Origin of the sequence: Streptomyces sp. XH2, assembly GCF_049725035.1 — a bacterium.
GTDB classification, from domain to species: Bacteria; Actinomycetota; Actinomycetes; order Streptomycetales; family Streptomycetaceae; genus Streptomyces; species Streptomyces roseoverticillatus.
Genome location: NZ_JBMMMZ010000023.1, coordinates 36,726 through 61,651, shown reverse-complemented (window position 1 = coordinate 61,651; position 24,926 = coordinate 36,726). Strand labels below are relative to the sequence as shown.

The window sequence follows — 24,926 nt, the reverse complement described above, 5'->3', positions numbered from 1 at the left end:
GTATTCGGGCCACGTGACGCCGCTCGCAAGAGCCGCTTTCGGCCGGGGCCCCTCGCGGGGGCGATGGACACGACGCGGGGTGCGGGCCCCTCGCGGGGGTGCGGGCTCCTCGCGGGGTGCGGTGGGCACTTACGCGGGTGCCCCGACGCGCGGCACCGCCGGTCTCCGCCGCGGGGGTTGCTCACCGCCGCGGCGGATCCTCCTTGCCGGACAGCAAGCCCGTCCGAGCGGGGCAGCCCAATGTCCGGCACCGCCGGTCTCCGACGTACGGCTTACTCGCCGCCGCGGCGGATCCCTCTTGCCAGACGGCGAACCCGTTCGCACGCGGTAGCCCGGCGGGCCCCGCAACTTGCCAGGTGACAGCCCGAACACCAGCCCCGCCGCGACGGCGATCAACCACCACGGCGTGGACCGGCGGTGCCCGCCCGCCGCAAGCGGAAAGGCCCCCGCGAACTACCCCCGCACGACGTCTCGTTCCCCCGCCGGTACGGGGACCGTGAGCGTGTTGCCCGGCGGCGGGAACGGGCAGATGAAGTGGTCCGCGAAAGCGCACGGCGGCAGGAGCGCCCGGTTGAAGTCGAGCGTCACCCGCCCGTCGACGCCCGGCGCCGGCGCCCGCAGGAAGCGGAAGCGGTAGCTCGACGTGCCGCTCGTCGCGTCGGCGAACACCGCCCACAGCGTCCCGTCCACCTCCAGCGCGGCCTGCAGCGTGTGTTCGGCTCCGGCGACCGTGAACGCGAGTTCGCCGTCCAGGCCGAGCCCCCGTTCCCGCCCGTCCGCGTTCGCCACGCTCACGCGCCGGCTGCTGCCGTACGGGCGGAAGACGCCGTCCAGCTCCCACTTCTCGTCGTGGTCGAAGACGTCGATGCCGGCGAACTCGCGCCGCCCGGCCGAGCCGGGGTCGAAGACGCGCACCGCCCAGAGCCCCTCACGCCGTATCACCACGAGTTTGCGCCCCCCGTACGAGACGCGGGCCGCCGCCGCGGGGCCCTTGTCGGGGCGGAGCCGGACCACGCCGTCCAGCGGCCGTCCGTCCAGGGTGAGTCCGTCGACGGCCGCGGCGGACAGCCGTACCGCGTCCTCTTCTTCCGCCCACTGCCCGGGAATGGCGGGAATGCGCCCCTCGGGGGCGTCGGCGAGCCAGTGCGTCCCCGTCAGGGCGAGGGGTCCGTACGGTGCCGAGACCGTCTCCGTGCGCTCTTCGCGCCACGCGTTCCACTGCTGTCGTGCGTCGCGCGCCGTGTCCGTGCTCATGACCGTCAACCTTTCCATACGGGCAGCGGCAACCCGAGGTGCTCGCGGAGCGTCGCGCCCGCGTATTCCGTCCGGAACGCGCCACGCTCCTGCAGCAGCGGCACGACGCGGTCGACGAACTCGTCCAGCCCGCCGGGGATGAGGTGCGGGAGGAGGACGAAGCCGTCGGCGGCTCCGGCGGTGACGAACTCGTCCATCTGTGCGGCGACGGACGCGGGGGTGCCGATGAAGGACTGCCGCCCGGTCGTCTCGATCACGGTCTGCCGTATGGACAGCCCCTTCGCCTCGGCCACGGCCCGCCACCGCGCGGCGACGGCGAGGCGGTCGGCGATCGGGGACCACCCGGGGGCGGCTTCTCCGGCGGGGTCCGGGGCGGCTTCCCCGGCAGGGTCGGGGTCGATGCCGGGCAGCGGCCCGTCGGGGTCGTAGCCGGACAGGTCCCGGCCCCACACCCGTTCCAGGGCGAACAGCGCGCGCTGCGGCGACACCTGCTGTTTGCGGATCTCGGCGGCGTTCTCCTGGGCCTCGGCGTCGGTGTCCCCGAGCGCGAACGTCACGCCCGGCATGACCTTCAGCTCTCCGGGCCGCCGCCCGTACGCGGCGAGCCGCCGTTTGACGTCGGCGGAGAGGGCCTGCCCGGCCTCCGGCGTCCCGGTCGTCCCGGGCCGCCCGGCGAAGAACACGTCGGCGGAGGAGGCCGCGGACTCCCGTTCCGCTTCCCCGTCCGCGTCCCCGGCCTGGATGACGACCGGGTGCCCCTGCGGGCTGCGGGCCACGTCGAACGTGCCGGAGACGGAGAAGTGGGGCCCGTGGTGGGCGAAGGGCCGCGGCACGCCCCCGGGCGTCCACGAGTCCCACAGTTCGCGCGCGGTGGCGACGAACTCGGCGGCGCGCGCGAAGCACCGGGAGCGGTCGGGGCGGCCGCCGCGCCGGAAGTTCTCGCCGGTGAGGGCGTCGGAGGAGGCGGTCACGTGCCAGCCGGCGCGCCCGCCGCTGAGGTGGTCCAGGGAGGCGAGGCGGCGGGCCAGTTCGTAGGGCTCGTGGAACGAGGTGTCGGCGGTGGCGGCCAGGCCGATCCGTTCGGTGACGGCGGCCAGGGCGCTGAGCACGGTGATCGGTTCCGGGCGGCCGACGGCGTCCAGGTCGTGGATCCGGCCCTTGTGCTCGGGCAGCCGCAGCCCTTCCGCGAGGAGCAGGAAGTCGAAGAGGCCGCGTTCGGCGGTGGCGGCGAGGTGCTGGAAGGACGGGAAGCCGGTCCGGCTGCCGGAACGCGGGTGTGCCCACACGGTCGTGCTGCCGGCGGCGGGGACGTGCACGGCCAGGTGCATCTGCTTGCGCTGCCGCGCCCCGGGGGCGGTCATGCGGTACTCCTCGCGGTGGCGTAGCGGTTGGCGGGACGCGGCAGGCACAGGTGCTCGCGGAGCGTGCCGCCGGGGTAGAAGGAGCGGAGCAGGCCCCGGTGCTGGAGTACGGGCACGGTGCCGTCGACCAGCAGCGCGAGATCCCGGTCGGGGTCACGGGGCCGGAAGTGGAAGCCGTCGACGACGCCGTCCGCCCACCAGGAGCCGGCCAGGTCGGCGAGCGCGACGGCGTCGGCGGCCGCGTACAGCTCGACGGGCAGGGAGGCGAGGACGACGACGCGGCCGGGGTCGCGGCCGAGGGAGCGCAGCCTGGCGTGCAGGTCGTCGCGGGCGGCGCGGACCGCGCCGGGCGCGGGCGTGGGGCCGGTGCGGAGGTAGACGACGTCGGCGTGGCGTGCGGCGGCCGCGCGCGCCGGCAGGCGGGTGGCGTCGACGGCGGTCACCGGGCGGCCCTGCGGGGGGCGGGGCACGGCGGAGGGTCCGCGGACGGACCAGCCGGGGCCTTCGGCGTCGACGTGGTGCAGCTTGTCGCGGTCGATGAAGCGGCCGGTGGCGGCGTCGCGGATCTCGGCGCCGTCCTCCCAGCTGTCCCAGAGCCGGGCGGCGGCTTCGGCGACCGCGGCGGCCTCGTGCCACAGCGCGTCGGCGGGGGCCGGGGCGCGCCGCCCGAAGTGGCGGGCCTCGGCCTCGGTGGCGGACACCTCGGCGGTCCAGCCGGCACGGCCGTTGCTCACCCAGTCGAGGGTGGAGACGGCGTCGGCGACGCGGAACGGCTCGGTGTGGGTGGTGGTGACGGTGGGCACGAGGCCTATCCGGTCGGTGGCGGGGGCGACGCGGGCGAGGACGGCGAGGGCGTCGAGGCGGCTCGCGCCGCGCCGGGGCGGCCCGAGGGTGTCGCCGAGGGTGACGAAGTCCAGCCTGCCGCGTTCGGCGAGGCGCGCGGCGCGGACGTAGGGCTCGGCGTCGCGGACGCCGGGGCGGTCGATGCTCACGGCCAGGTGCAGGGGCCGGATGGGTGCGGACATGGGATTCCCTGGGGGTGTGGGGAGCACGAACGGGCCGGCCGCCCGGTCGGTTGAGCGAACCGGCGCGGCCGGCTCCGGGTGCCGGGGCCGATGGGAGCATGGGCGCGGCGACGGACGGAGGCACGGCGGGATCCCGGCGGCGCTCGGCGGCCTCGCCCCGGCCGGGCACCGCCGGACGACACCGTCCCGGCTGCTCGCAGCCGCGGCGGAGGAGTCGTGCCGGGCCCGGCGGCCTTGCCGAGCCGGCGTTCCTCCGGCCGCCGCGGCGATGAGACACCCCCACGGTGGTGGCCGGCGGTGCCCCACGGGCAGGGGAGACCGAGCGCGGAAGGCGGGCCCGGCAGGGCGGGCGAAGGGCGCGCCGGCGGCGACGCGTTCGCGTGAGCCGGAGGCGCCGGTGACGGCGGAAGAGGGCATGCGAGGGCTCCGTGCGTACGGGACGGCGCCTTCACGACGGACGCGGCGGCCGCGTCGGGCGCGGCGCATCCGGCCGCGCCCCTCAGCACGACCGAACTACGAGGCTATTCCGGTGCCTTGGCCAACTGTCAAGCCTGTCCGCCGACAGGTCCGCATGCTGGACAGGCTGTCTCAGGACAGTTGACGAGGAAACGGATGGCTGTTCCACTTGGCCCATGCACTCAGGGCAACAGCTCGTCACCCGGAACCACATCGACTTCGGCCGGGTGTGGTCCGCGTCGTGTCCCGGCTCCCCTGCACCCCTTCCGGGCGACTCCTGTCGTCAGGGCTGACCGCGCGGACCGCGGAGCCCATCACATCAGTCACGCCTTCACACGGTTACGCCTTCATCACACGGTTACGCCTTCACATCAGCGGCACGCATGCGCCGCCCCTCCCCTCGTACCTCGTACGTGTGCTTGTGCGTGCTCAGCAGCCTCGTACGTGCTCAACAGCCGCAGTCACAACCGCCACAGTCGCAGCAATCACAGTTCTCGCAACAGTCACAGCAGTTGCAGCAATCGCCGCAGCCGCTGCAATCGCAGTCGCCACAATCGCACTTGTGGCACCAGCCTTCCCGCCGCGTTCCGTCCCACGGGTCGAAGTACGGGTCCCGGCAGCAGACCTGGCACGTGCAGAAAAGCGTGGCCCACACGGCACAGCCGGCAATGAGCCCGCGCTGCCGGCCGCGCCGCGGCGGCTCGGGCGGCGCGCCGGGCGGCACGTGCCCCGGCGGCATGACGGGCGGAGGCCCGAACGCACCATGGGGCGAACCGTCCTGGGACCCGGCGGCAGTGGCGTGACCGGCCCCTCCGGCATGCCCGTCCGCTCCCGCGTGCCCGGCATGCCCGCAGCCCGCCGTACCGAACGCCCGGTCGACGGCGCGCTCCAGCTCGTGCGCGAGGAGCACGTGCGCCAGCCTGCTCTGGCTCCTGCTCGCGAAGTCGACCTCGCGCAGCGCCAGGCGGACGCCGTGCACCGCGTCGTCGCACAGCCTGCGCACCTCGGCGAGTCCGGTGCCCGTCGCGGCGATCGGGTTCCACGCGCCGGTCTCCGCGTCCTCCGCCAGGTCCTCGACGGCGTCCAGCAGGTGGGCCAGCCGCCCGAAGAGCCGGCCCGCCTCCTCCAAGGGCGCCTTGTTGCCGGGCCGTCCGGCGAGGACGGCGGTGTAGCCGAAGGCCGCGGCGGTGGCCGTCTCGGTGGGTTCGGTCACCGTCAGCAGCGACGTCCCCGTACCGGCCAGCGCCTCGATGCCGGCCTGCCGTTCGACCGCGTCGACCAGCACCGCGGTGTCGAACCCGAGGTCGGCTCCCGTACGGGCACCGGCGCGGTCCCACTTGGCGGCCACACGGCGCGCCGCCGCGGCGACCGGGCGGCGCGCCAACACGCCGTCGCCGTCGGCGACATGGTCGCGCATCTTCGCCGACGCCAGCACCAGCGAGACCGAAGCGGCGAGCCGCGCGCCCTCGCCCTTGGCCACGGAAGCGGTGCGCATGCCGCGCAGCGGGCACGGGCCCGCCGTGCGCCGCCAGGAGTTGGCGCCCTCGTCCGCCGGTGACTGGGCCTCCACCAGGACCGAGATGACCAGACCGTCGTAGTTGGTGGCCGCGCGTGCGAACTGTCCGTGGTCGCCGCGCAGCGCGAGGCACAGTCCGCACAGATGCGCCATCCATTCCGTGCGCATGGCCTCTGACAACCGGTGCCGGCATGGCCTTATGATCCCGAACAAAACCCAGCCCCCGTGTGTGGTGTGAATGGACCCGGGCATCCTAAACACCTGACCACCCGACCCGACCGGGGCCCTCACCTCGCCCCCGAATCGCCCGCCGTAACCGCATATGCCCAGGTCCAGGGCGCAAGAAGGGGCCTACGGGGTTTCTGACGCACCGCCAACCGGTTTGCACCAGATGCGTCACGAAATGCTCGTCCGGCGGCCATCCGCTTGGCACACCATCCGCATCATGGACGACGATAGGGATGCGGACGGAACACACCGCGTGTGAGAGGAGGCGTTCATGGGATCGGTGCGCAAGGCGAGTGCCTGGCTCGGCCTCGTCGACGACAGCGATGACGAGCGCTACTACGACGACGACTACGCCGAGGGACCCGAGCCCGGCGACTCCTGGGTCACCAACCCCAAGGTGCGCGTGGCGGACGAGGCCGCGCAGGAGCAGGGAACGCGCATCGCCACCGTCACCCCGGACGGCTTCCGCGACGCCCGGGGCATCGGCGAGCTCTTTCGCGAGGGGGTGCCCGTGATCGTCAACCTCACGGGCATGGAGCCCAACGACGCCAAGCGCGTCGTGGACTTCGCGGCCGGGCTGACGTTCGGGCTGCGCGGCTCCATCGAGCGCGTGGCCAACCGCGTCTTCCTGCTGACCCCCGCCGACTACAAGGTGGTCAGCGGCGAGCCGGTGGGGCGGGCGAACGGCGGCTTCTACAACCAGAGCTGAGGTGCGCGGCGCCGGCCGCGCACCCGGGCGAGGGCTTACCGGAACGCGTCGAGACCGGTGAGCGCCTTGCCCAGCACCAGCTGGTGCATCTCCACCGTCCCCTCGTACGTCAGCACGGACTCCAGGTTCGTGGCGTGCCGCATCACCGGGTACTCCAGCGAGATCCCGTTCGCACCGAGGACCGTCCGCGCCGTCCTGCAGATCTCGATCGCCTCCCGCACGTTGTTCAGCTTTCCGAAGCTCACCTGTTCCGGCCGCAGCGTCCCCGCGTCCATCCGCCGCCCCAGGTGGTGGGCCAGCAGGATCCCCTTGTGCAGCTCGACCGCCATGTCCGCCAGCTTGGCCTGGGTGAGCTGGAAGGCGCCGATCGGCTTCCCGAACTGCTCGCGCGTGCGCGCGTAGTCGAGCGCGGTCTCGAAGCTCGTGCGCGCCGCGCCCATCGAGCCCCAGACGATGCCGTAGCGCGCGTGGCTCAGGCAGCTCAGCGGGCCGCGCAGGCCGGTGACCTCCGGCAGCACGGCGTCCGCGGGCAGCCGCACCTCGTCCAGGACCAGCTCGCTGGTGACCGAGGCGCGCAGCGACCACTTGTGCCGGATCTCGGGCGCGGACAGGCCGGGGCGGTCGGTGGGCACGACGAAGCCCCGGATGCCGCCGTCGGTCTGCGCCCAGACCACGGCGACGCCGGCCACCGACCCGTTGGTGATCCACATCTTGCGGCCGGTCAGCACCCAGTCGCCGCCGGCGTCGCGCTTGGCGTGCGTGCGCATGCCCGCGGGGTCCGAACCGTGGTCGGGCTCGGTCAGGCCGAAGCAGCCGATGGTCTCGCCCGCCGCCATCGCCGGCAGCCACCGCTGCTTCTGCTCCTCCGAGCCGAAGCGGTGGATCGCGTACATCGCGAGGGAGCCCTGCACGGAGACCAGGGAGCGGATGCCGGAGTCGGCGGCCTCCAGCTCCAGGCAGGCCAGGCCGTACTGCACGGCGCTCGCGCCCGCGCAGCCGTAACCGCTCAGCTGCATGCCGAGGGCGCCGATCGCGCCGAGCTCGCGGGCGAGCTCCCGGACGACGGGGAGTTCGCCGGACTCGTACCACTGCGCGATGTGCGGGAGGACGCGGTCGGCGGCCCACTGCCTGACGGTGTCCCGGACGGCGCGGTCCTCGTCGGTGAGGAGGTCGTCGATGCCGAGGGGGTCATGCGGGTCGAACACGGGTGCCTCCGGCGGGTGCGGGCGAATGAGTGATCGCTTCGCCAGCACGCTACGGCCGGGTAACCCGGGCGTCCAGCCCCTGGGGGTAGCGGTGGTTCCGGCACCGCCGGACAGCCCCGCGGTGGTGGCTCGCCACTGCGGCGGGGGAAGGGCCCTGAGGGCAAGCCCCCAGTCCCCCGCAGGGGTTTCGGGAAGGGGCGGGACCCGGGCATCTCCCTCCGCCGCGACGGCGGGCAGCCACCCGCTAGCTGACCGGCGGTGCCGAACCCACCTCGGCCGGCGCCGGAGGCGTGGCCGCCCCGCACTCCATCGCCCGTGGCAACCGCAGCGCGGCAACCGCCCCCACCAGCAGCAAGCACGCGCTCAGCGCCAACGTCACGTGCAACCCGTGCACGAACGCGTCGCGCGCGGCGACCCGCAGCGCCGCCCCCGCCGGTCCCCCCAGCCGGGAGGCGACGTCGTAGGCCTCGCCGAGGGAGTGGCTCGCGGAGGCGCCGGCCGCGCTCGGGACGCCGGGGACGGAGGCGACGCCCGGCGCGTAGGCGGCGTTCATGACGCTGCCCAGCAGGGCGATGCCGATGCCCGCACCGAGCTGGTACGAGGTCTCGCCGATCGCCGCGGCGCCGCCCGCGGACTCCGCGGGCGCCTCGCTGAGCATCGACTCGTACGCGCCGAAGAGCGTGGTCTCCAGGCCGAAGCCGAGCAGGACGAAGCAGCCGAAGAGCACTCCGGGCCGGTCGTGGAGGCCCATCGCGGTCAGCGAGGCGACGGCCGCGGCGGTCAGCACGAAGCCGAGGGCGACCATCGCGCGGGGGCCGAGCCACTGGAGCATGCGGGAGCCGACGAGTCCCGCGGCCATCGCGGCGAGCGTGAGCGGCAGCAGCCGCAGCCCGGTCTCCAGCGGGGTGAGCCCGAGGACGAGCTGGAGGTACTGCGCGGCGATCAGCTCCAGGCCGACGAGCGCGAGCATGGCGAGCACGATGCACCCGACGGACGTGCCGAAGGCGGGCCGGGAGAACATCCGCAGGTCGACGAGCGGGTGGGCCCGCCGCCGCTGCCGACGGACGAAGAGGACGAGCAGGGCCGCCCCGACCGCGCCGGGGACGACCGTGCCGAGCGAGAGCGCCTCGCCCGTGCCGGCCCGCTTGACGCCGAGGACGAGCCCGAACAGCCCGAACGCGGCCATCAGCGCGCCGGTCACGTCCCACGGCCCGTCGCGGGGCCCGGTCGACTCGGGCAGGAGCCACCGTCCCACCGGCAGGGCCGCGGCCATCAGCGGGATGTTGATGAGGAAGACCGATCCCCACCAGAAGTGTTCGAGGAGGAAGCCGCCGAGCAGCGGTCCGACCGCCGCGCCCACCGCGGCGACCGCGCTCCACACGCCGACGGCGAGGGCCCGCTCGCGCCGGTCGGGGAAGACCTGGCGGAGGATGGACAGCGTCGCCGGCATGATCATCGCGCCGCCGGCGCCGAGCAGTGCGCGGGCTCCGATGAGCACTTCCGGGGTGGGGGCGAAGGCGGCGAGCGCGGAGGCGGTGCCGAAGAGCCCGTAGCCGAGCAGCAGCACCCGGCGGCGGCCGACGCGGTCGCCGAGAGTACCGAAGAGGATGAGCAGCGAGGCGCACACGAGCGGGTAGACGTCGACGATCCAGAGCAGCTGGATCGCGCCGGGCCGCAGGTCCTCGGTGACGGCCGGGACGGCGACGTGCAGGACGGTCGCGTCGACGGCGACGAGGAGCAGGCTGACGCAGAGGACGACGAGGACGGTCCAGCGGCTCACCCCGGCGCAGGCAGAGGGCCCGTACGGCGGCCGCTGCCGCTGTCCGCGCCGGTACCGCTGCCGGGGGACGCCGCCGGCCCGCGGCGGGCCGGCCGTGGTCGTCCCGGACATTCACACCTCCGTGTCATGCGCTCGCCGCCGCCCGCGGGTCCTGGGGACTGTGGACCGCGTGGCGTCGTCGGCGAGTGACTCGACAGCGTACGCGAGTCCCGGGCACGGATCCGTGTGCTCCGTCACCGTCCGGGCCGATCGTGGAGGCGCTCCGCTCATGCTGGACAATTGATCGGTGACTGATCTTGTTTCTCCCGCCGGTACGGGCGCCGGGGCTCCCCTGCCCCGGGCCGCCCTCCGGGCGTGCGGCGCGCTGCGCCGTGCGCTGCCCGCCCTGCTGGTCTACGCGGGGGTGCGGGCGCTGGGGATCGCGGTCCTCGCGGTGTGGGGGTCCTGCACGGGCAAGAGCCCGCACCAGCTGCTCTCGGCGCGCTGGGACTCCATCTGGTACGCGCGCATCGCCGGGCAGGGCTACGGCTACACGCTCCACCTGCCGGGCGGGAAGGTCCATTCGGACCTGGCGTTCTTCCCGCTGCTGCCCTGGCTGGAGCGGGGCCTGTCCGCGGTCTTCCCGCTGTCCGCGGGGGACGCGGGCCTGGTGGTCAGCGCGGTGTCGTCGCTGCTGGCCGCGTGGGCGGTCTTCCTGATCGGGGAGCGGCTGTACGGGCGCCGGGCGGGGGTGGCCCTGGTGGCGCTGTGGGCGGCGCTGCCGGTCGGCGTCGTGCAGTCGATGGCGTATTCGGAGTCGCTGTTCACGGCGCTGGCGGCGTGGAGCCTGTACGCGGTGCTGACGGGCCGCTGGGTGTGGGCGGGCGCGTTCGCGGCGCTGGCCGGGCTGACGCGCCCGGTGGGTGCGGCGGTGGTCCTGGCCGTGTGGCTCGGGGTGCTGGTCGCGCTGCGGCGCGGGAGGACGGGGGAGCCGCCGCGCCCGGAGCCGCGGGAGCAGGCCCGGATGCTGCTGGGTGCGGTGCTCGCGCCGCTGGGCTGGCTCGCGTACTTCGCGTGGGTGGGCGTGCGGACGGGCGGCCCGGCGGGCTATCTGGACGTGCAGGGCGGCTGGGGCAACGGCTTCGACGGCGGGCTTGCCTTCGGCTCGTTCGTCGCGCAGCGGCTCTTCGGACCGGCGTTCGCCGCGGGGCTGGGGCTGCTGGTGGGCGTGGGTCTGGTGCTGTGGCTGTACGCGGCGTGCGTGCGGCAGCGCCAGCCGCTGCCGCTGCTCGGTTACGCGGGGGCCGTGCTGCTGCTGGCCCTGACGGCGAAGGGGTACTTCGGCTCGAAGCCGCGCCTGATGATGCCGGCGTTCCCGCTGCTGCTGCCGCTCGCGGTCGCCGCCGCGCGGGCACGGCCGGTGCGGGCGGTACTGACGGTGAGCACGGTGGTGCTGGTGTCGGCGGTGTACGGGGCGTTCTGGCTGAACGGCTCGGGTCCCCCGTGATCCTTCCGCCGCCGGTCCGCACCGCCCCGGCCCCTGATCGTTTTCCGGGTGATCGTCCGTACCGGCTCCCGGGCGCCCGGAAAACACCGCGGAACACCCGGGCCAATCCCCGATAAACGACGGCGCGGAATACGAAACAAAACGGCCCCGGCAGCCGTGCGGAGAGGTCCCGGAATTTCCGGTGCGATGGTTGTCCCGGGGAATCGAATGTGGCGCATGTCATGGCTGAGACGCATTCCACATCACATCGTCATCACAAACAGGCCCGATCGGCCGAAGCTTCCTGTCACTCAATGTAACGTCGATTGAGTGCGTACCAACGACGAGCTCGTCCAAGCGGAGGAGCGCCCGACCGACCCCGTGCGGCCGCGGATGACCCGGACCCGCCTCGGGATCTTCGTGGCCACCTCCGTGGTGTACCTGGCGATCGTGGTCGGCGTGCTCACCACGTCCTGGCCGGTGCGGTTCGACTGGCAGGTCATGCTCTTCCGGCCGTACAAGCAGTGGCCGGAGATCCACACCTTCCTCGACTACTTCGTGGTCCTGGGCCAGCGCGGCCCGACCGCCGTCGCGGTGGCCGCCTGGCTGGGCTGGCGCACCTACAAGCAGGGGACGCTGCGCCCGCTGCTGGTCCTCGGCACGTCACTGCTGCTGCTCAACGCGACCGTGGGCGCGGCGAAGATCGGCATGGGCCGGCTCGGTCCGCACTACGCCACCTCGATCGGCTCGAACGAGATGTTCGCGGGCGGCGACATATTTCCCTCCGGGCACACCGCCAACGCCGTGGTGACCTGGGGCGTCCTGGCCTATCTGGCCACCACCAAGCGCACCCGCCGGGTGGCCTCGGTGATCGCCGCGCTCCTCGCGCTGGGCGTCGGCATGACGACGGTCTACCTCGGTACGCACTGGATGAGCGACGTGACCCTCGGCTGGACCGCGGGCCTGCTGGTGCTGCTCGCCCTGCCCTGGTTCGAGGCGCCGATGGCCCGGGCCGAGGTGTGGCTGCTGGCCCTGTGGCGCCGGGTGCGCGAGCGCGGTGTGCTGGTGCCCGTCCCGGTGGCTCCGGTGCCGGTGGCCGCCCCGCGCGCCCCGGCCGACGACGAGCAGCCGGCCCGCGAGCCGGTGGGCGTCGGGAGCCGTACGGCGGGCGTCCGCGCCGGCGAGGGCCGGCCGTACCTGCCGGCCCGGCCGCACACGGCGCGCTCGGAGCGGACCCCGGTCACGCCGACCGGCAGCCGCCGCCCGCCCAACCCGGACCGGGTGCCGCGCACCCCGCTGGGCCCGGCCTCGGGCCGCGGCCGGACGGTGGGCGGCTGACGGACCGTAGCCTTCGCTGCGCACGACGGCGGCCCCGGAACCTCTGCGGAGGTGCCGGGGCCGCCGTATTACGGTCGCCCCCCCGCCAAGGCGCTCATCCCTTCCAGCAGCGCTTCACGACGCCGTCCTCGGCCTCGAAGTTCAGCCGGCCCGCCACGTACTCCATGGTAACGATCGTGCCCGGCGCGAGGGCGCGCACGGTGGACCAGCCGCGGGCGCGGGCCCGCTCGGTCGCGGCGGCGGTGCCGAGGCCCACGTAGGCGGTGAGGTCGTCGTCGGGGTCGGCGGGGAGGTGCGGTAGAGGTGCCATGCCCGTCACCGTAGGCCGCTCCCGCCGCCGGACGGAAGCGGAGGCGGGCGGGGAGCGGGAGGGGGCGGCAGCACGCCGCCGTGGCACCGCCGTCCCCCGGCGGTCACACTTCTGTCACAGAGAACCCGGCGTGGTTTGCCGTGGAATGTTTCACCCCTACGGGGTTTTCGGCGCGGTACCGGGCGTCTTCACAAAGCGTGGGCGGGAAATGCACGACTCCTTTTCCGCACGCTCCCGGAAAACTCGCGAACGAGGGCCCGAATGAGCACACAAGGGACCCGTCGGATATTGCGGGTCCGTGTTCACGGTCATAGGAATGATGCGGTCCGGAAGCATCCGGAATAAATAATTCCGAATCTGAGGCACCCTCGCGCGCCGGGCGCGGGACGAGCATCATGGCGTGAGCCCGCAAGCCCGTCGAGGTGCACGACCGAGCGATCGAGGGAGCGCAGATGGGGACGGACACCGCGCAGGCGACCACCGGCCCGGTGCGGGAGCGCCGACCGGGCAGGCTCGTCGTCGGCTGGCTCACGACCACCGACCACAAGACCATCGGCAACCTCTACCTGATCACCTCGTTCGCCTTCTTCCTGGCGGGCGGCCTGCTGGCGATGCTGATGCGCGCCGAGCTGGCCCGGCCGGGGCTGCAGTTCATGACCAACGAGTCGTTCAACGAGGCCTTCACGGCCCACGGCACGATCATGCTGCTGCTCTTCGCGACCCCGGCCTTCGCCGGCTTCGCCAACGCGATCATGCCGCTGCAGATCGGCTCGCCGGACGTGGCCTTCCCGCGGCTCAACATGTTCGCGTACTGGCTCTACCTCTTCGGCGGCCTGATCGTGGTGAGCAGCCTGCTGATGCCGCAGGGCGGCGCCACCTTCGGCTGGACCGGCTACGCCCCGCTGAACAGCATCGTCCGCTCCCCCGGCATCGGCACCGACATGTGGATCATGGGGCTGGCGCTCTCCGGCTTCGGCACGATCCTCGGCGCGGTGAACTTCCTGACCACGATCATCGGGATGCGCGCCCCCGGGATGACGATGTTCCGGATGCCCGTCTTCACCTGGAACGTGCTCTTCACCTCGGTCCTGATCCTGCTGGCCTTCCCCGTCCTGGCGGCGTCGCTGCTGGTGCTGGAGGCGGACCGGCGGTTCTCGTCCCTGGTGTTCGACTCCGCCGGCGGCGGGGCGCTGCTGTGGCAGCACCTCTTCTGGTTCTTCGGCCACCCCGAGGTCTACATCATCGCGCTGCCGTTCTTCGGCATCATCAGCGAGATCATCCCGGTGTTCTCCCGGAAGCCGATCTTCGGCTATCTGTCGCTCATCGGCGCCACCATGGCCATCACGGCCCTGTCGCTGGTGGTCTGGGCGCACCACATGTTCGCCACCGGGGCGGTGCTGCTGCCCTTCTTCTCCTTCATGTCGTTCCTCATCGCGGTGCCCACCGGCGTGAAGTTCTTCAACTGGATCGGCACGATGCTGCACGGCTCGCTGTCGTTCGAGGCGCCGATGCTGTGGGCCGTGGGGTTCCTGGTGAGCTTCCTCTTCGGCGGCCTGACCGGGGTGATCCTCGCGTCGCCGCCGCTGGACTTCCACGTGACGGACACCTACTTCGTCGTCGCGCACTTCCACTACGTGGTGTTCGGGACGGTGGTGTTCGCGACGTTCGCGGGCTTCTACTTCTGGTGGCCGAAGCTCACGGGCAAGATGCTGGAGGAGCGGCTGGGGAAGGTCCACTTCTGGACGCTGTTCACGGGCTTCCACCTCACCTTCCTCGTCCAGCACTGGCTGGGCGCGCAGGGCATGCCCCGCCGGTACTCCGACTACCTCGCGGCCGACGGATTCACGGCGCTCAACACGGTGTCCACGATCGGCGCGTTCCTGCTGGGCCTGTCCAACCTGCCGTTCTTCTACAACGTCTGGAAGACCGCCAGGTACGGCAAGCCCGTCGGCGTCGACGACCCCTGGGGCTACGGCCGCTCGCTGGAGTGGGCGACGTCCTGCCCGCCGCCCCGGCACAACTTCGTCGCCCTCCCCCGGATCCGCTCCGAGTCGCCCGCGTTCGACCTGCACCACCCGGAGGTGGCCCGGGCCGCCGCCCCGAAGGCGGCGCGAGCGCCCGGGGCGGCCGGCTCCTGACCGTCAGCCCGCGACGGGCGGGCGCTCCTCGATCCGGACCGCCAGGTCGTTGTCGGCCGTGTAGTACGGGCCGGCCTGGGCGGGCGCGTACTCCGCGTCGACGGGCAGCGCGGGGTAGGCGAAGATCTGCTGCTTGTCCACGATGTCGTCGAGGAGGCGGGCGACACGGGCGGGGGCCGAACCGTCCGCCGGGCACAGCCACAGGTCCCAGACGTCCAGGCCGCCCCGCCACTCCGCGGCGAGCCGGGCGTAGTCCAGGGTGAAGGAGAACTCCTGGCCGGCCTCCTCGGCGGAGGCGTCGTCCGCCGGCTTCTCCTGAGCGACCGGAGCCGTGACGACGAGGTCGGGCGCGCGGCGGCAGCGGGCCTCCACGACGGCGCCCGCGAGCCAGGCGGCCGCGTCCGCGACGCGGTGCAGGCGGCCGTGGGCGGTCAGCCCCGAGGCGTCCGGGTGCAGGTCGCCGGCCTCGGCGTGCGGGGCCCGCAGCCAGCTGCGCAGCGAGAGGTTGCCGTGCTTGGTCGCGTACGGGATGCGGACCGCGAGCGGCGAGGTGCTCGGCCCGGGTCTGCGGTCGACCAGCGATCTGAGGTCGGCGAGGCCCGGCACGAGGCGGCGGGGCTCGGCGTCGGCGAAGGCGACGTAGACGTCCCAGCGGCCTTCGGGCAGCGCGACGGTGCTGGGCAGCACGGCGCGCAGCCGCCCCTCGCCGTCGGGCGCGAGCGGCAGGCGGACCTCCTCCGCCTCGTCGTCGCCACGGCGGCGCAGGACCAGCGCGGCGGTCCAGTGGCCCGGTTCGCTGAGGTCGGGGCCGGAGCCGGGGGCGTCGAGGTCGAAGGTGAGCCCGCCCGCGGAGTCCGCGATGCAGTCGGCGCGCGGCGGTGCCGGGGCAGACACGATGGTGCTCTCCTCGGGGGTGGTGGAGCCGCCGGAACCGGCGGCGTTCGCGGGCACGGAGGGTTTGCGGTGCTCGGGCGTCATGCGGCACGCACCCGGCGCAGGGCGGAGCGGCTCGCGTCCGTGGTCCTGAACGCGCTGCTGAGCAGCGCACCACGGGTGCGGTGCAGCGAGCCGCGCAGGGCGCCGCGGGCCACCAGGTCGCCGAAGAGCTGCTCGTAGCGGCCGGCGACCTCCGCCGGGTCGAAGCGGGCGGAGCTCGCGAGCGCCGCGCGGCCCATGCGCTGCCGCAGCTCGTCGTCGTTGATCAGCTTCAGCAGGCCGGCGGCGATCTTGTCGGTCTTGCCGACCGGCACCAGCAGGCCGTCCACGCCGTCGTCGATGATCTCGCCGGGGCCGTGCGGGCAGTCGGTGGAGACCACCGGCAGGCCGCAGCGCATCGCCTCGACGATCGTCATGCCGAACGACTCCAGGCTGGAGGTGACGGCACCGATGGAGCCCTTGACCCACTCGGGGTCCAGGGGATTGGCGGGGCCCATGAGGAAGACGTGGTTGTAGAGGCCGCGCTTGTCGATCAGGGCGCGCAGCTTGGCGCGCTCGGCGCCCGCCCCGTAGATCCGCAGCTTCCAGTCGGGGCGCTCGGCCACGACCTTCTCGAAGGCGCGGATCAGCACGTCGTAGCGCTTGGCGGGGGCGAGCCGGCCGGCGGCGACCACCCACTTGCCGGTGCCGTCGGCCGGGGCCACGGCCGGGGCGGGGATGCTGTTGGGCACGGCCTCTACCCGCACGCCGGGCAGCCGCATCAGCTTGCGGTAGGTCGCGGCGTCGGCCTCGGTCACGGTGGTGACGGCGTCCAGCCGCGGGTAGTGCGTGCGCAGCGTCAGCTTGAGCGGCTGGGAGTGGGTGCTCAGCGTCAGGTGCTCCTGGCCGACCCGGACCGGGCCGCGGCGGGCCTGCTGGGCGATGTGCACGTTGAGGCCGGGGCGGGTGCCCACGACCACGTCGCAGTCCAGGGTGCGCAGGTGCTCGGCGATCCGCCGGTCGGTCAGGGCGCTGTACTGCTTGTAACGGCCCTCGGTGGCGGGGAAGACCGTGGCGGGGCGCTCGTACTCCGGGTCGTCGCCCTCGTAGCCCGGCGTGCCCTTGCGCAGGTCGACCAGGTGGCGCAGGCGCACCTTCCCGCCGGGCGAGAAGACCGGCTCCTCCCGGTGGCGGAAGACGGAGACGACCTCCACGTCGTGCTGCTCGGCGAGGGTGCTCGCGAGGTTGAACGTGGTCCGGATCGTCCCGCCGATGCCGTACGCGTTGTGAATAAGGAATGAGATGTGCATTCGTCCCCAGCCGGTCGCCGCGGACATTCCTTCCAGCCCGCCTACCGGAAGATTAGACCGTGGTACGCGCCGGGAGGTTGGCCCCGATCGCCAACTCGTTACGCGTGACCCCCGCCGCGGATCGCCCGTTGTGCTCTTACGAACCGGGAACCCCCGTGTGATACGCACCGATATCTAGGAGCCACCCGTGCCGCGCATGCTCGACGTCAGTGAGGACGTCCGCGCCGAGATCGGCGACGAAGAGGCCGAACGACTGCTGGGCGGCGTCACCGCCCCGGGCAGCTACGACTGCACGTCCTGCCGCACACCGGGCGACACGGACCGGGAGCGGACCAGCACCGTGCTCTTCGTCGGCGAGGAGACGGCCGTGCTCGCCTTCGCGCACGCCGCCTGCATCCCCTCCCAGGTCGTCGCGGTCTCCGAGGAACAGCTGCAGGGCGCCGTGCGCTCCATCCAGGGCGAGGGCGAGCAGGCCGGTGCGCCCCAGCTGCCGGCGCCCGCCGCCATGCCCACGCTGACCGCCGCGCCCGACGGGCCCGTACAGGCCGAGCTGGGCGTCACCAGCGGCCTCGTGCTGATCAAGGGCGACCTGCACCCGGCGCTCGTCGTCGAGCCGCTCGGGCCGATCGCCCGCCCGGGCACGTCCGGGCCGGTCGACGTCTTCCTGCCGCTCCTGATCGAGCAGGGCTTCGCGCCCGTCGCCACCGTGGAGCAGGTGCCGCCGCCCACCCCGGGCTGGTCGGTGCTGCTGGCCATGGGGCAGCTGCACGCGATCCTGATGCCGGGCGTCGCGGGCGGCCAGCCCAGCGCGTGGTGGCAGGCCCACCAGGCGATGCAGGTGGCCCCCGAGTGGCGCTCGGCGGTGAACAAGACCAAGCGGGTGCTGGTCTTCGCGGCGCCCGTCGGCACGATCGGCTCGCAGCCGCGGGAGGACCTGCTGCGCGAGGCCCTCGACCGGGCGGCGGCCGCCGGCCGGCTCGTCGCCGCCTCCATGCCGCTCGCGGGTACGTGACGAGAGCCGTGCACCCCGTGCACCCCGCCGGACAGGCTCCGGCGGCCCATTACGGGCCGGGCCCGCATCCCCCGGGCCACGGGCTCGTTGGCTCGTATGTGCACTCATACGAGCCTGCCCCGCGGATTCCGTACCCGAACCACATCCCCGGTATGCGCCCACCCCGCGACACCACCCCGCAGAGCCATCCCGTCTCGGTCACCCCGATCTACGATGCGCTCTACTCCGAGTACCGCCGCTCGTTCCGGGCCCTCCCCTTCGACCGTTCCGGCGAGGAGGAGCTGAGGTTCGTGGGCTTCGGTCCGCATCCGCAGCTCGGCTACGGCCAGTACGGCGGGCAGCAGGGCTATGCCGGCCAGCTGGGCTACCACGTCCCGTCGGGCTACCAGAGCGCCTGGGACACGCACTACGGGCGGCAGCGCGGGCACGTGCCCGCGCTGCCGCCCGCACCGCGTGACGGCCGCATGCGCGGCTATTAGCGCACGGAGACTGCGGGGGCCTGCGGCTCCCGCAGTCTCTGCTGCGCTTACTTCTTCCTGCCGCGCTTCTCCCGCACCCGCACCGAGATGTGGATCGGCGTCCCCTCGAAGCCGAACTCCTCGCGCAGACGGCGCTCCACGAAGCGCCGGTAACCGGCCTCGATGAAGCCGGAGGCGAAGAGGACGAACCGCGGCGGCTTCGTGCCCGCCTGCGTGCCGAAGAGGATGCGGGGCTGCTTGCCGCCCCGGATCGGGTGCGGGTGGGCCGCGACGAGCTCGCCGAGGAAGGCGTTCAGCCGCCCGGTCGGCACGCGCGTCTCCCAGCCCGCGAGGGCCGTCTCGATCGCCGGGACGAGCTTCTCCATGTGCCGGCCGGTCTGCGCCGAGACATTGACCCGCGGCGCCCACGCGATCTGCTGGAACTCGGTCTCGATCTCGCGCTCGAGGTAGTAGCGGCGCTCCTCGTCGAGCGTGTCCCACTTGTTGTACGCGATGACGATCGCCCGGCCGGCCTCGACGGCCATGGTGACGATGCGCTGGTCCTGGACGGAGATGGTCTCGCTCGCGTCGATCAGGATCACCGCGACCTCGGCCTTCTCGACCGCGGCGGCGGTGCGCAGGGAGGCGTAGTAGTCCGCGCCCTCCTGGAGGTGGACGCGCTTGCGGATGCCCGCGGTGTCCACGAACTTCCAGGTCACCCCGCCGAGCTCGATCAGCTCGTCGACCGGGTCGCGGGTGGTGCCGGCCAGCTCGTTGACGACGACGCGCTCCTCCCCCGCCACCTTGTTGAGCAGGGAGGACTTGCCGACGTTCGGGCGGCCGATCAGGGCGATGCGGCGCGGGCCGCCGACCGTGGTGCCGAAGCGCTGGGCCGGGGCCTCGGGCAGGGCCTTGAGGACCTCGTCCAGCATGTCGCCGGTGCCGCGGCCGTGCAGCGCGGAGACCGGCATCGGCTCGCCGAGGCCCAGCGACCACAGCATGGCCGCGTCGGCCTCGCCGGAGGGGCCGTCGACCTTGTTGGCGCACAGCACGACGGGCTTGCCGGCCCGGCGCAGCAGCTTGACGACGGCCTCGTCGGTGTCGGTCGCGCCGACCGTGGCGTCCACGACGAAGACGACCGCGTCGGCGGCCTCGATCGCGTACTCGGCCTGGGCGGCGACGGACGCGTCGATGCCGAGGACGTCCTGCTCCCAGCCGCCGGTGTCGACGACCTTGAAGCGGCGGCCGGCCCACTCGGCCTCGTAGGTGACGCGGTCGCGGGTGACGCCCGGGCGGTCCTCGACGACCGCCTCGCGGCGGCCGATGATGCGGTTCACGAGCGTCGACTTGCCGACGTTCGGGCGGCCGACGACGGCGAGCACGGGCAGCGGGCCGTGGCCGGCCTCGCCGAGGGCGCCCTCGACCTCGTCGGCCTCGAAGCCCTCCTGCGCCGCGAGCTCCATGAACTCCGCGTACTCGGCGTCGCCAAGCTCACCGTGCTCGTCGCCGTGGATCTGGTCGTTCATGAAGTCCGTTCCTCGTTCGTATGGTCGGCGGACCCGCGGGTCCGCTACTAAGTCTCGTTCAGCGGCCGGTCAGCCGCTTGGCGTCCGCCAGGTGCGCGCCCAGCCGCTGCTGGATCCGCACGGTCGCCTCGTCCAGCGCCTTGCGCGTGCGGCGGCCGCTGCCGTCGCCCGCCTCGAAGGCGTCCCCGAAGACGACGTCGACCCGGCTGCGCAGCGGCGGCAGGCCGCGCACGAGGCGGCCCTTGCGCTCGGTGCTGCCGAGCACCGCCACGGGCACGATCGGCGCCCCGGAGCGCACCGCGAAGTAGGCGAGGCCGGCGCGCAGCGAGGCGAAGTCGCCCTCGCCCCGGGTGCCCTCGGGGAAGATCCCCAGGACCCCGCCGCGCTCCAGGACGCCCAGCGCCTCCGTGATCGCGGCGCGGTCGGCGCTCGACCGGTCCACCTTCAGCTGGCCGATCCCTTCCAGGAACGGGCCGAGGGGGCCGACGAACGCCTCCTTCTTGATCAGGAAGTGCACCGGCCGGGGCGCGGTGCCCATGAGCATCGGGCCGTCGATGTTGTGGGAGTGGTTCACGGCCAGGATGACCGGCCCCGTGGCGGGCACCCGCCAGGCGCCCAGCACACGCGGCTTCCACAGCCCGTACATCAGGCCTATGCCGATCCGCCGGCCGACGGCGGCACCCCCCGGGGACGCGGTCACGCCGCCCGGCGCTCCTCGACCAAGGTCACCACGCACTCGATGACCTGCTCCAGCGTGAGCTCCGTGGTGTCCACCTCGACCGCGTCGCCGGCCTTGGCCAGCGGCGAGGTCTTGCGGCCGGAGTCGGCGGCGTCCCGCTTGATCAGGGCGGCCTGGGTGGCGGCCAGGTCGGCGGCCTCCTTGCCCTTCAGCTCGCCGCTGCGGCGGGCGGCCCGCGCCTCGGCGGACGCCGTCAGGAAGATCTTGAGGTCGGCGTCGGGCAGCACCGTCGTGCCGATGTCGCGGCCCTCGACGACGATGCCGGCCGGAGCCTCGGCGGCGATCGCCCGCTGCAGCTCGGTCAGGCGCGTGCGGATCTCCGGGACGGCGCTGACCGCGCTGACGGCAGAGGTGACCTCCTGGGTGCGGATCGGGCCCGCGGCGTCGGCACCGTCGACCGTGATGGTCGGCGCGGACGGGTCGGTGCCGGAGACGATCTCGGGCTTGCCCGCGGCCTCGGCGACCGCGGCGGCGTCGTTCACGTCGATGCCGTTGCTCAGCATCCACCAGGTGATCGCGCGGTACTGCGCGCCGGTGTCCAGGTAGCGCAGGCCGAGCTTGGCCGCGACGGCCTTGGACGTGCTGGACTTGCCCGTGCCGGAGGGGCCGTCGATGCCGACGATGACTGCTGCCGGAGCGGTCCGGGCGGCGGTTTCCACGGTGTCAGACACCTTCCTTGTGCACGGGGTGGGGTACGGGGGCTCTTATCAGCCTGCGACAAGGTTACTGGCTCGCGGGCGCGGCCCGGGCACGCCTCATGATCGCCCGGGCGACGAACCCCCCGCCGCGGCGGCGATCGGCCACAGCGGCGGCCGTCGGCGGTGCCGGCCCGGCCCGCGCCCGGACGGCACCGCCGGGCGCCACCGGCGTGGGTGCGCGCCGCCGCGGCGGATCCGAGGACGCGGGCATCCTTGACCGGCGACCGGCCCGGAAGGGCTACTGGCGCAGCGACCAGCCCTGGTCGCGGAGGGCTGCCGTCAGGGACGCCACTGCGCCCGGTTCGACCATGAGCTGGATCAGGCCCGCCTGCTGCCCCGTCGCGTGCTCGATGCGGACGTCCTCGATGTTCACGCCCGCCCGGCCCGCGTCGGCGAAGATGCGGGCGAGCTCGCCCGGCTGGTCGCCGATGAGGACGGTGACCGTCTCGTACGCGGCCGGGGCCGCCCCGTGCTTGCCCGGCACCCTGCTGCGGCCCGTGTTGCCGCGCCGCAGGACGTCCTCCAGGCCGGCCGCGCCCTCCTCCCGCTTGTCGTCGTCCGCGGCCTCCAGCGCGCGCAGGGCCCGTACCGTCTCGTCCAGGTCGGCGGCGACGGCGGAGAGGATCTCGGCGACGGGGCCCGGGTTGGCGGAGAGGATCTCGACCCACAGCCGGGGGTCGGACGCGGCGATCCGGGTCACGTCGCGGATGCCCTGGCCGCACAGCCGCACGGCCGTCTCGTCCGCGTCCTCCAGGCGGGCGGCGACCATGCTGGAGAGCAGGTGCGGGGTGTGCGAGACGAGGGCGACGGCCCGGTCGTGGTCGTCGGCGTCCATGACGACGGGCACGGCGCGGCACAGGGCGACGAGTTCGAGGGCGAGGTTGAGGACCTCGGTGTCGGTGTCCCGGGTGGGCGTGAGCACCCAGGGGCGGCCCTCGAAGAGGTCGGCCGTGGCGGCCATGGGGCCGGAGCGCTCGCGGCCCGCCATCGGGTGCGTGCCGAGGTAGCCGGAGAGGTCGGCGCCGAGCGCCTCCAGCTCGCGGCGCGGGCCGCCCTTGACGCTCGCGACGTCGATGTAGCCGCGGCCGAGGCCGTCCCGGATCGCCGCGGCGAGCGTGGCCGCGACGTGCGCCGGCGGCACGGAGACGATCACGAGGTCCACCGGGCCCTCGGGCTCCCGGTCGGTGCCGGCGCCCCGGGCCGCGGCCGTCCGCGCCGCGTCCGGGTCGTGGTCCCTGAGGTGGACGTGGACCCCGCGGCCCGCGAGGGCGAGCGCGGCGGAGGTGCCGATCAGTCCGGTGCCGATGACGAGGGCGGTTCTCACTGGGAGTCCTTGCGGGTGCGTGGAGCGTGACGGAGGGCGGGCCCGGCCAGCCTATCCAGCCGCTCCTCCGGCCGGGCGGGGCGGGCGCCCTGCGGGACTGCCGGGCCCGCGTCCGGTACAACCATGCACATGATCTACCACGTGGTGCCCCTGGACGACTGGCTGGCCGTGCCCGACCGCCCGTACTCCCCCGCCTCCCTCTCCGAGGACGGCTTCGTCCACTGCTCACCCGACGAGGAGACGACGCTCGCCGTGGCCACGGCCTTCTACAGGGACGTGCGCGGCCCGCTGATGGTCCTCCTGATCGACGAGCACAAGCTGGACGTCCTGGTCCGCTGGGAGGCCGCCGACCCGGCCCCGCCGCCGGGCGTCGACCCGGAGACGCGCTTCCCGCACGTCTTCGGGCGCATCAACCGCGACGCGGTCGAGGGGATGATGGAGATCCAGCGCGACGAGGACGGCCGGGCGACGGGCCTGGCGGTGTGGTCGTGACGGTGTCCGTGCCCCCGGTCGCGCTGGTCACCGAGCACACCGTCTACGCGTGCGTCATGGGCTCGCGCGCCTTCGGGCTGGCCACGGAGGGCAGCGATACGGACCGGCGCGGCGTGTACGTGGCGCCCACGCCGCTGTTCTGGGGCTTCGAGAAGCCGCCGCCGCACGTGGAGGGGCCGGCCGAGGAGCAGTTCTCCTGGGAGCTGGAACGGTTCTGCGAGCTGGCGCTGCGGGGCAACCCGAACATCCTGGAGTGCCTGCACTCCCCCCTCGTCGAGCACGCCGACGCCACCGGGCGCGAGCTGCTGGCCCTGCGGGAGGCGTTCCTCTCCCGCGAGGTCCACCGGACGTACGCGGGCTACGCGGCGGACCAGCGCAAGAGGTTCGCGGCCGACGTGCGGGCGCACGGCACGCCGCGGCGGTGGAAGCCCGTCATGCACGCGCTGCGGCTGCTGATCTGCGGCCGCGACCTGCTGCGCACGGGGTCGCTCGTGCTCGACGTCGGCGACCTGCGCGAGCCGCTGCTCGCCGTGCGGCGGGGCGAGGTGCCCTGGCCCGAGGCGGAGGCGTGGCTGGACCGCCTCGGCGAGGAAGCCGCCGAGGCGGCCCGCACGAGCCCGCTGCCCGAGGAGCCGGACCGGGCGCGCGTCGAGGACTTCCTGATACGCGTACGCCGGGCCTCGGCGGGCTAGGCGGCCGTCCGCGCCCTGACGACGAGGTCGTGCAACGCGTCGTGGGCCTCCTGCGGGGGCTGTTCCGGCAGGCGGGAGGCGGCCTGCGCGCCGTCCAGGACGGCGTGCAGCGCCTCGACGTCCTCCCGCAGCCGGCCGGCGTCCACCAGCCCCCGGACCGGCCCGTGCTCGGCCTCCGCCTTCGCCGCGACCAGCTCGGCGACGTAGGAGGGGGCGCCGACCAGCCCGGTGAGCGTGGGGAGGTGGGCGACGACCTCGCCGCTGCGCATCAGGTGGATGCCGGTGAGGAGCACGCGCAGCGTGTAGAGCAGCGGCTTCAGCTCGGCCTGCTTCTCGAAGAGCCGCCATTGGGTGGTGGCGAACCCGCGGTAGTGGTGCGCGTGGTTGCGGGTGAGCAGGCCGGGAGCGAGGGCGGTCAGCTCGGCATGGACGTCCGTCGTGTGCACGACGAGGGGCGACAGGAGCTGCTCCAGGACGTAGCCGTTGCGGCGCAGCATCAGGCGGGCGAACTTGCGCAGGTCGTGCGTGACGAGGTCCATCTCGACGCCGTCGTGGTCGCCCATCCGCGTACGGGTCTCCTCGCCCTCCCGCAGGCCGATCAGATCGGCTACGGGGAGCAGGTGCACGCCCCGGAGGTCGACGTCGGAGTCCCGGGACGGGAAGCCGTAGAGGTGCGCGCCGGAGACGGTGGCGAACACGATCGCCTGCCCGGCGAGGAGGGACGACAGGTCGGTGGCCGGCAGACCGGCGTCCCGGAGCCTCGCAGCTCCGGGACGTATGGCTTGATCACTCATCGGGCCAGTGTGCCCTGTGGGCGGCGGCCGGTTGACCTTGCTGCGGGTCGCCCGCCGCGGCGTTCCGCGTGGAGGGTGCCCGACACCCTCCACTCCGCCGCGACGGCGATCGGCCGACGCGGCGGCATCCGGCGGTGCCGGACCCGGCTCAGCCCGTACGGCACCGCCGGGCCCCGCCACG

At 73.7% G+C, this 24,926-nt stretch carries 21 protein-coding genes and 1 pseudogene; 8 read left to right on the top strand and 14 right to left on the bottom strand.

Going from position 1 to position 24,926, the window contains the following annotated elements:
* Positions 1-453 precede the first annotated feature (453 nt).
* The 4 genes from ACOTKD_RS35620 to ACOTKD_RS35605 all read right to left on the bottom strand — a co-directional run bounded on the left by ACOTKD_RS35620 (position 454) and on the right by ACOTKD_RS35605 (position 5,825).
* Entirely contained in the window at positions 454-1,254 is an 801-nt protein-coding gene (locus ACOTKD_RS35620; RefSeq protein ID WP_424893126.1) for a DUF1684 domain-containing protein, read from the bottom strand.
* Positions 1,255-1,259: 5 nt separating this feature from the next.
* Entirely contained in the window at positions 1,260-2,615 is a 1,356-nt protein-coding gene (locus ACOTKD_RS35615; protein ID WP_424893125.1) for an NtaA/DmoA family FMN-dependent monooxygenase, read from the bottom strand.
* Complete coding sequence (locus ACOTKD_RS35610) at positions 2,612-3,640, bottom strand: LLM class flavin-dependent oxidoreductase (protein WP_424893124.1); 1,029 nt, start codon at positions 3,638-3,640, stop codon at positions 2,612-2,614. The genes ACOTKD_RS35615 and ACOTKD_RS35610 overlap by 4 nt, the downstream gene beginning before the upstream one ends.
* A 904-nt stretch (positions 3,641-4,544) precedes the next feature.
* The gene (locus ACOTKD_RS35605) at positions 4,545-5,825 is read right to left on the bottom strand and encodes a DUF5685 family protein (protein ID WP_424893123.1); all 1,281 of its coding nucleotides are present in this window, start codon (positions 5,823-5,825) and stop codon (positions 4,545-4,547) included.
* Positions 5,826-6,111: 286 nt separating this feature from the next.
* Between ACOTKD_RS35605 and ACOTKD_RS35600 the strand changes: the two genes are divergently transcribed.
* Positions 6,112-6,549, top strand: a complete 438-nt coding sequence (locus ACOTKD_RS35600) for a cell division protein SepF (protein ID WP_424893122.1) — start codon at positions 6,112-6,114, stop codon at positions 6,547-6,549.
* A 35-nt stretch (positions 6,550-6,584) separates the two neighbouring features.
* Here ACOTKD_RS35600 and ACOTKD_RS35595 read toward each other — a convergent pair whose 3' ends face one another.
* Entirely contained in the window at positions 6,585-7,781 is a 1,197-nt protein-coding gene (locus tag ACOTKD_RS35595; RefSeq protein ID WP_424893162.1) for an acyl-CoA dehydrogenase family protein, read from the bottom strand.
* A gap of 217 nt (positions 7,782-7,998) precedes the next feature.
* Positions 7,999-9,645, bottom strand: coding sequence for an MFS transporter (locus ACOTKD_RS35590; protein ID WP_424893121.1), 1,647 nt, complete (start codon positions 9,643-9,645; stop codon positions 7,999-8,001).
* 175 nt (positions 9,646-9,820) lie between these two features.
* On the opposite strand from ACOTKD_RS35590, the gene ACOTKD_RS35585 reads away from it, so the two are divergent.
* Together ACOTKD_RS35585 and ACOTKD_RS35580 are read left to right on the top strand one after the other, a co-directional pair.
* Entirely contained in the window at positions 9,821-11,020 is a 1,200-nt protein-coding gene (locus ACOTKD_RS35585; RefSeq protein ID WP_424893120.1) for a glycosyltransferase family 39 protein, read from the top strand.
* Positions 11,021-11,329: 309 nt separating this feature from the next.
* Positions 11,330-12,337, top strand: a complete 1,008-nt coding sequence (locus ACOTKD_RS35580) for a phosphatase PAP2 family protein (protein WP_424893119.1) — start codon at positions 11,330-11,332, stop codon at positions 12,335-12,337.
* Between the two features lie 94 nt (positions 12,338-12,431).
* On the opposite strand, the gene ACOTKD_RS35575 is transcribed toward ACOTKD_RS35580, so the two are convergent.
* A complete protein-coding gene (locus tag ACOTKD_RS35575; RefSeq protein ID WP_424893118.1) occupies positions 12,432-12,647 on the bottom strand; it encodes an I78 family peptidase inhibitor in 216 nt (71 codons plus the stop codon).
* A gap of 452 nt (positions 12,648-13,099) precedes the next feature.
* Between ACOTKD_RS35575 and ctaD the strand changes: the two genes are divergently transcribed.
* Positions 13,100-14,785: a cytochrome c oxidase subunit I gene (gene ctaD / locus ACOTKD_RS35570; RefSeq protein ID WP_424893117.1), complete on the top strand. Its 1,686-nt coding sequence runs from the start codon at positions 13,100-13,102 to the stop codon at positions 14,783-14,785.
* 3 nt (positions 14,786-14,788) lie between these two features.
* Here ctaD and ACOTKD_RS35565 read toward each other — a convergent pair whose 3' ends face one another.
* Positions 14,789-15,763 (bottom strand): hypothetical protein, encoded by a 975-nt coding sequence (locus ACOTKD_RS35565; RefSeq protein WP_424893116.1) that lies wholly within the window; start codon positions 15,761-15,763, stop codon positions 14,789-14,791.
* Positions 15,760-17,010 (bottom strand): glycosyltransferase family 4 protein, encoded by a 1,251-nt coding sequence (locus tag ACOTKD_RS35560; RefSeq protein ID WP_424893115.1) that lies wholly within the window; start codon positions 17,008-17,010, stop codon positions 15,760-15,762. The genes ACOTKD_RS35565 and ACOTKD_RS35560 overlap by 4 nt, the downstream gene beginning before the upstream one ends.
* A gap of 196 nt (positions 17,011-17,206) precedes the next feature.
* Here ACOTKD_RS35560 and ACOTKD_RS35555 point away from each other — a divergent pair, with 196 nt between their 5' ends.
* Entirely contained in the window at positions 17,207-18,022 is an 816-nt protein-coding gene (locus ACOTKD_RS35555; protein WP_424893161.1) for a hypothetical protein, read from the top strand.
* A 152-nt stretch (positions 18,023-18,174) separates the two neighbouring features.
* Complete coding sequence (locus tag ACOTKD_RS35550) at positions 18,175-18,501, top strand: hypothetical protein (protein ID WP_424893114.1); 327 nt, start codon at positions 18,175-18,177, stop codon at positions 18,499-18,501.
* 47 nt (positions 18,502-18,548) lie between these two features.
* On the opposite strand, the gene der is transcribed toward ACOTKD_RS35550, so the two are convergent.
* The 4 genes from der to ACOTKD_RS35530 form a co-directional block, all read right to left on the bottom strand.
* Complete coding sequence (der, locus tag ACOTKD_RS35545; RefSeq protein WP_424893113.1) at positions 18,549-20,006, bottom strand: ribosome biogenesis GTPase Der; 1,458 nt, start codon at positions 20,004-20,006, stop codon at positions 18,549-18,551.
* Positions 20,007-20,064: 58 nt separating this feature from the next.
* A complete protein-coding gene (locus tag ACOTKD_RS35540; RefSeq protein WP_424893160.1) occupies positions 20,065-20,652 on the bottom strand; it encodes a lysophospholipid acyltransferase family protein in 588 nt (195 codons plus the stop codon).
* Positions 20,653-20,702: 50 nt separating this feature from the next.
* Positions 20,703-21,416: a (d)CMP kinase gene (gene cmk, locus ACOTKD_RS35535; protein WP_424893112.1), complete on the bottom strand. Its 714-nt coding sequence runs from the start codon at positions 21,414-21,416 to the stop codon at positions 20,703-20,705.
* Between the two features lie 265 nt (positions 21,417-21,681).
* Complete coding sequence (locus ACOTKD_RS35530; RefSeq protein WP_424893111.1) at positions 21,682-22,767, bottom strand: prephenate dehydrogenase; 1,086 nt, start codon at positions 22,765-22,767, stop codon at positions 21,682-21,684.
* Positions 22,768-22,896: 129 nt separating this feature from the next.
* Between ACOTKD_RS35530 and ACOTKD_RS35525 the strand changes: the two genes are divergently transcribed.
* On the top strand, positions 22,897-23,259 hold the full coding sequence (locus ACOTKD_RS35525; RefSeq protein ID WP_424893110.1) for a DUF952 domain-containing protein: 363 nt from the start codon (positions 22,897-22,899) through the stop codon (positions 23,257-23,259).
* A gap of 8 nt (positions 23,260-23,267) precedes the next feature.
* A pseudogene (locus ACOTKD_RS35520) lies at positions 23,268-23,995 on the top strand (nucleotidyltransferase domain-containing protein); the annotation flags it as partial.
* Here ACOTKD_RS35520 and ACOTKD_RS35515 read toward each other — a convergent pair.
* The gene (locus tag ACOTKD_RS35515) at positions 23,948-24,745 is read right to left on the bottom strand and encodes a nucleotidyltransferase domain-containing protein (RefSeq protein WP_424893109.1); all 798 of its coding nucleotides are present in this window, start codon (positions 24,743-24,745) and stop codon (positions 23,948-23,950) included. The pseudogene ACOTKD_RS35520 and the gene ACOTKD_RS35515 sit on opposite strands and share 48 nt — an antisense overlap.
* Positions 24,746-24,926: the final 181 nt, after the last annotated feature.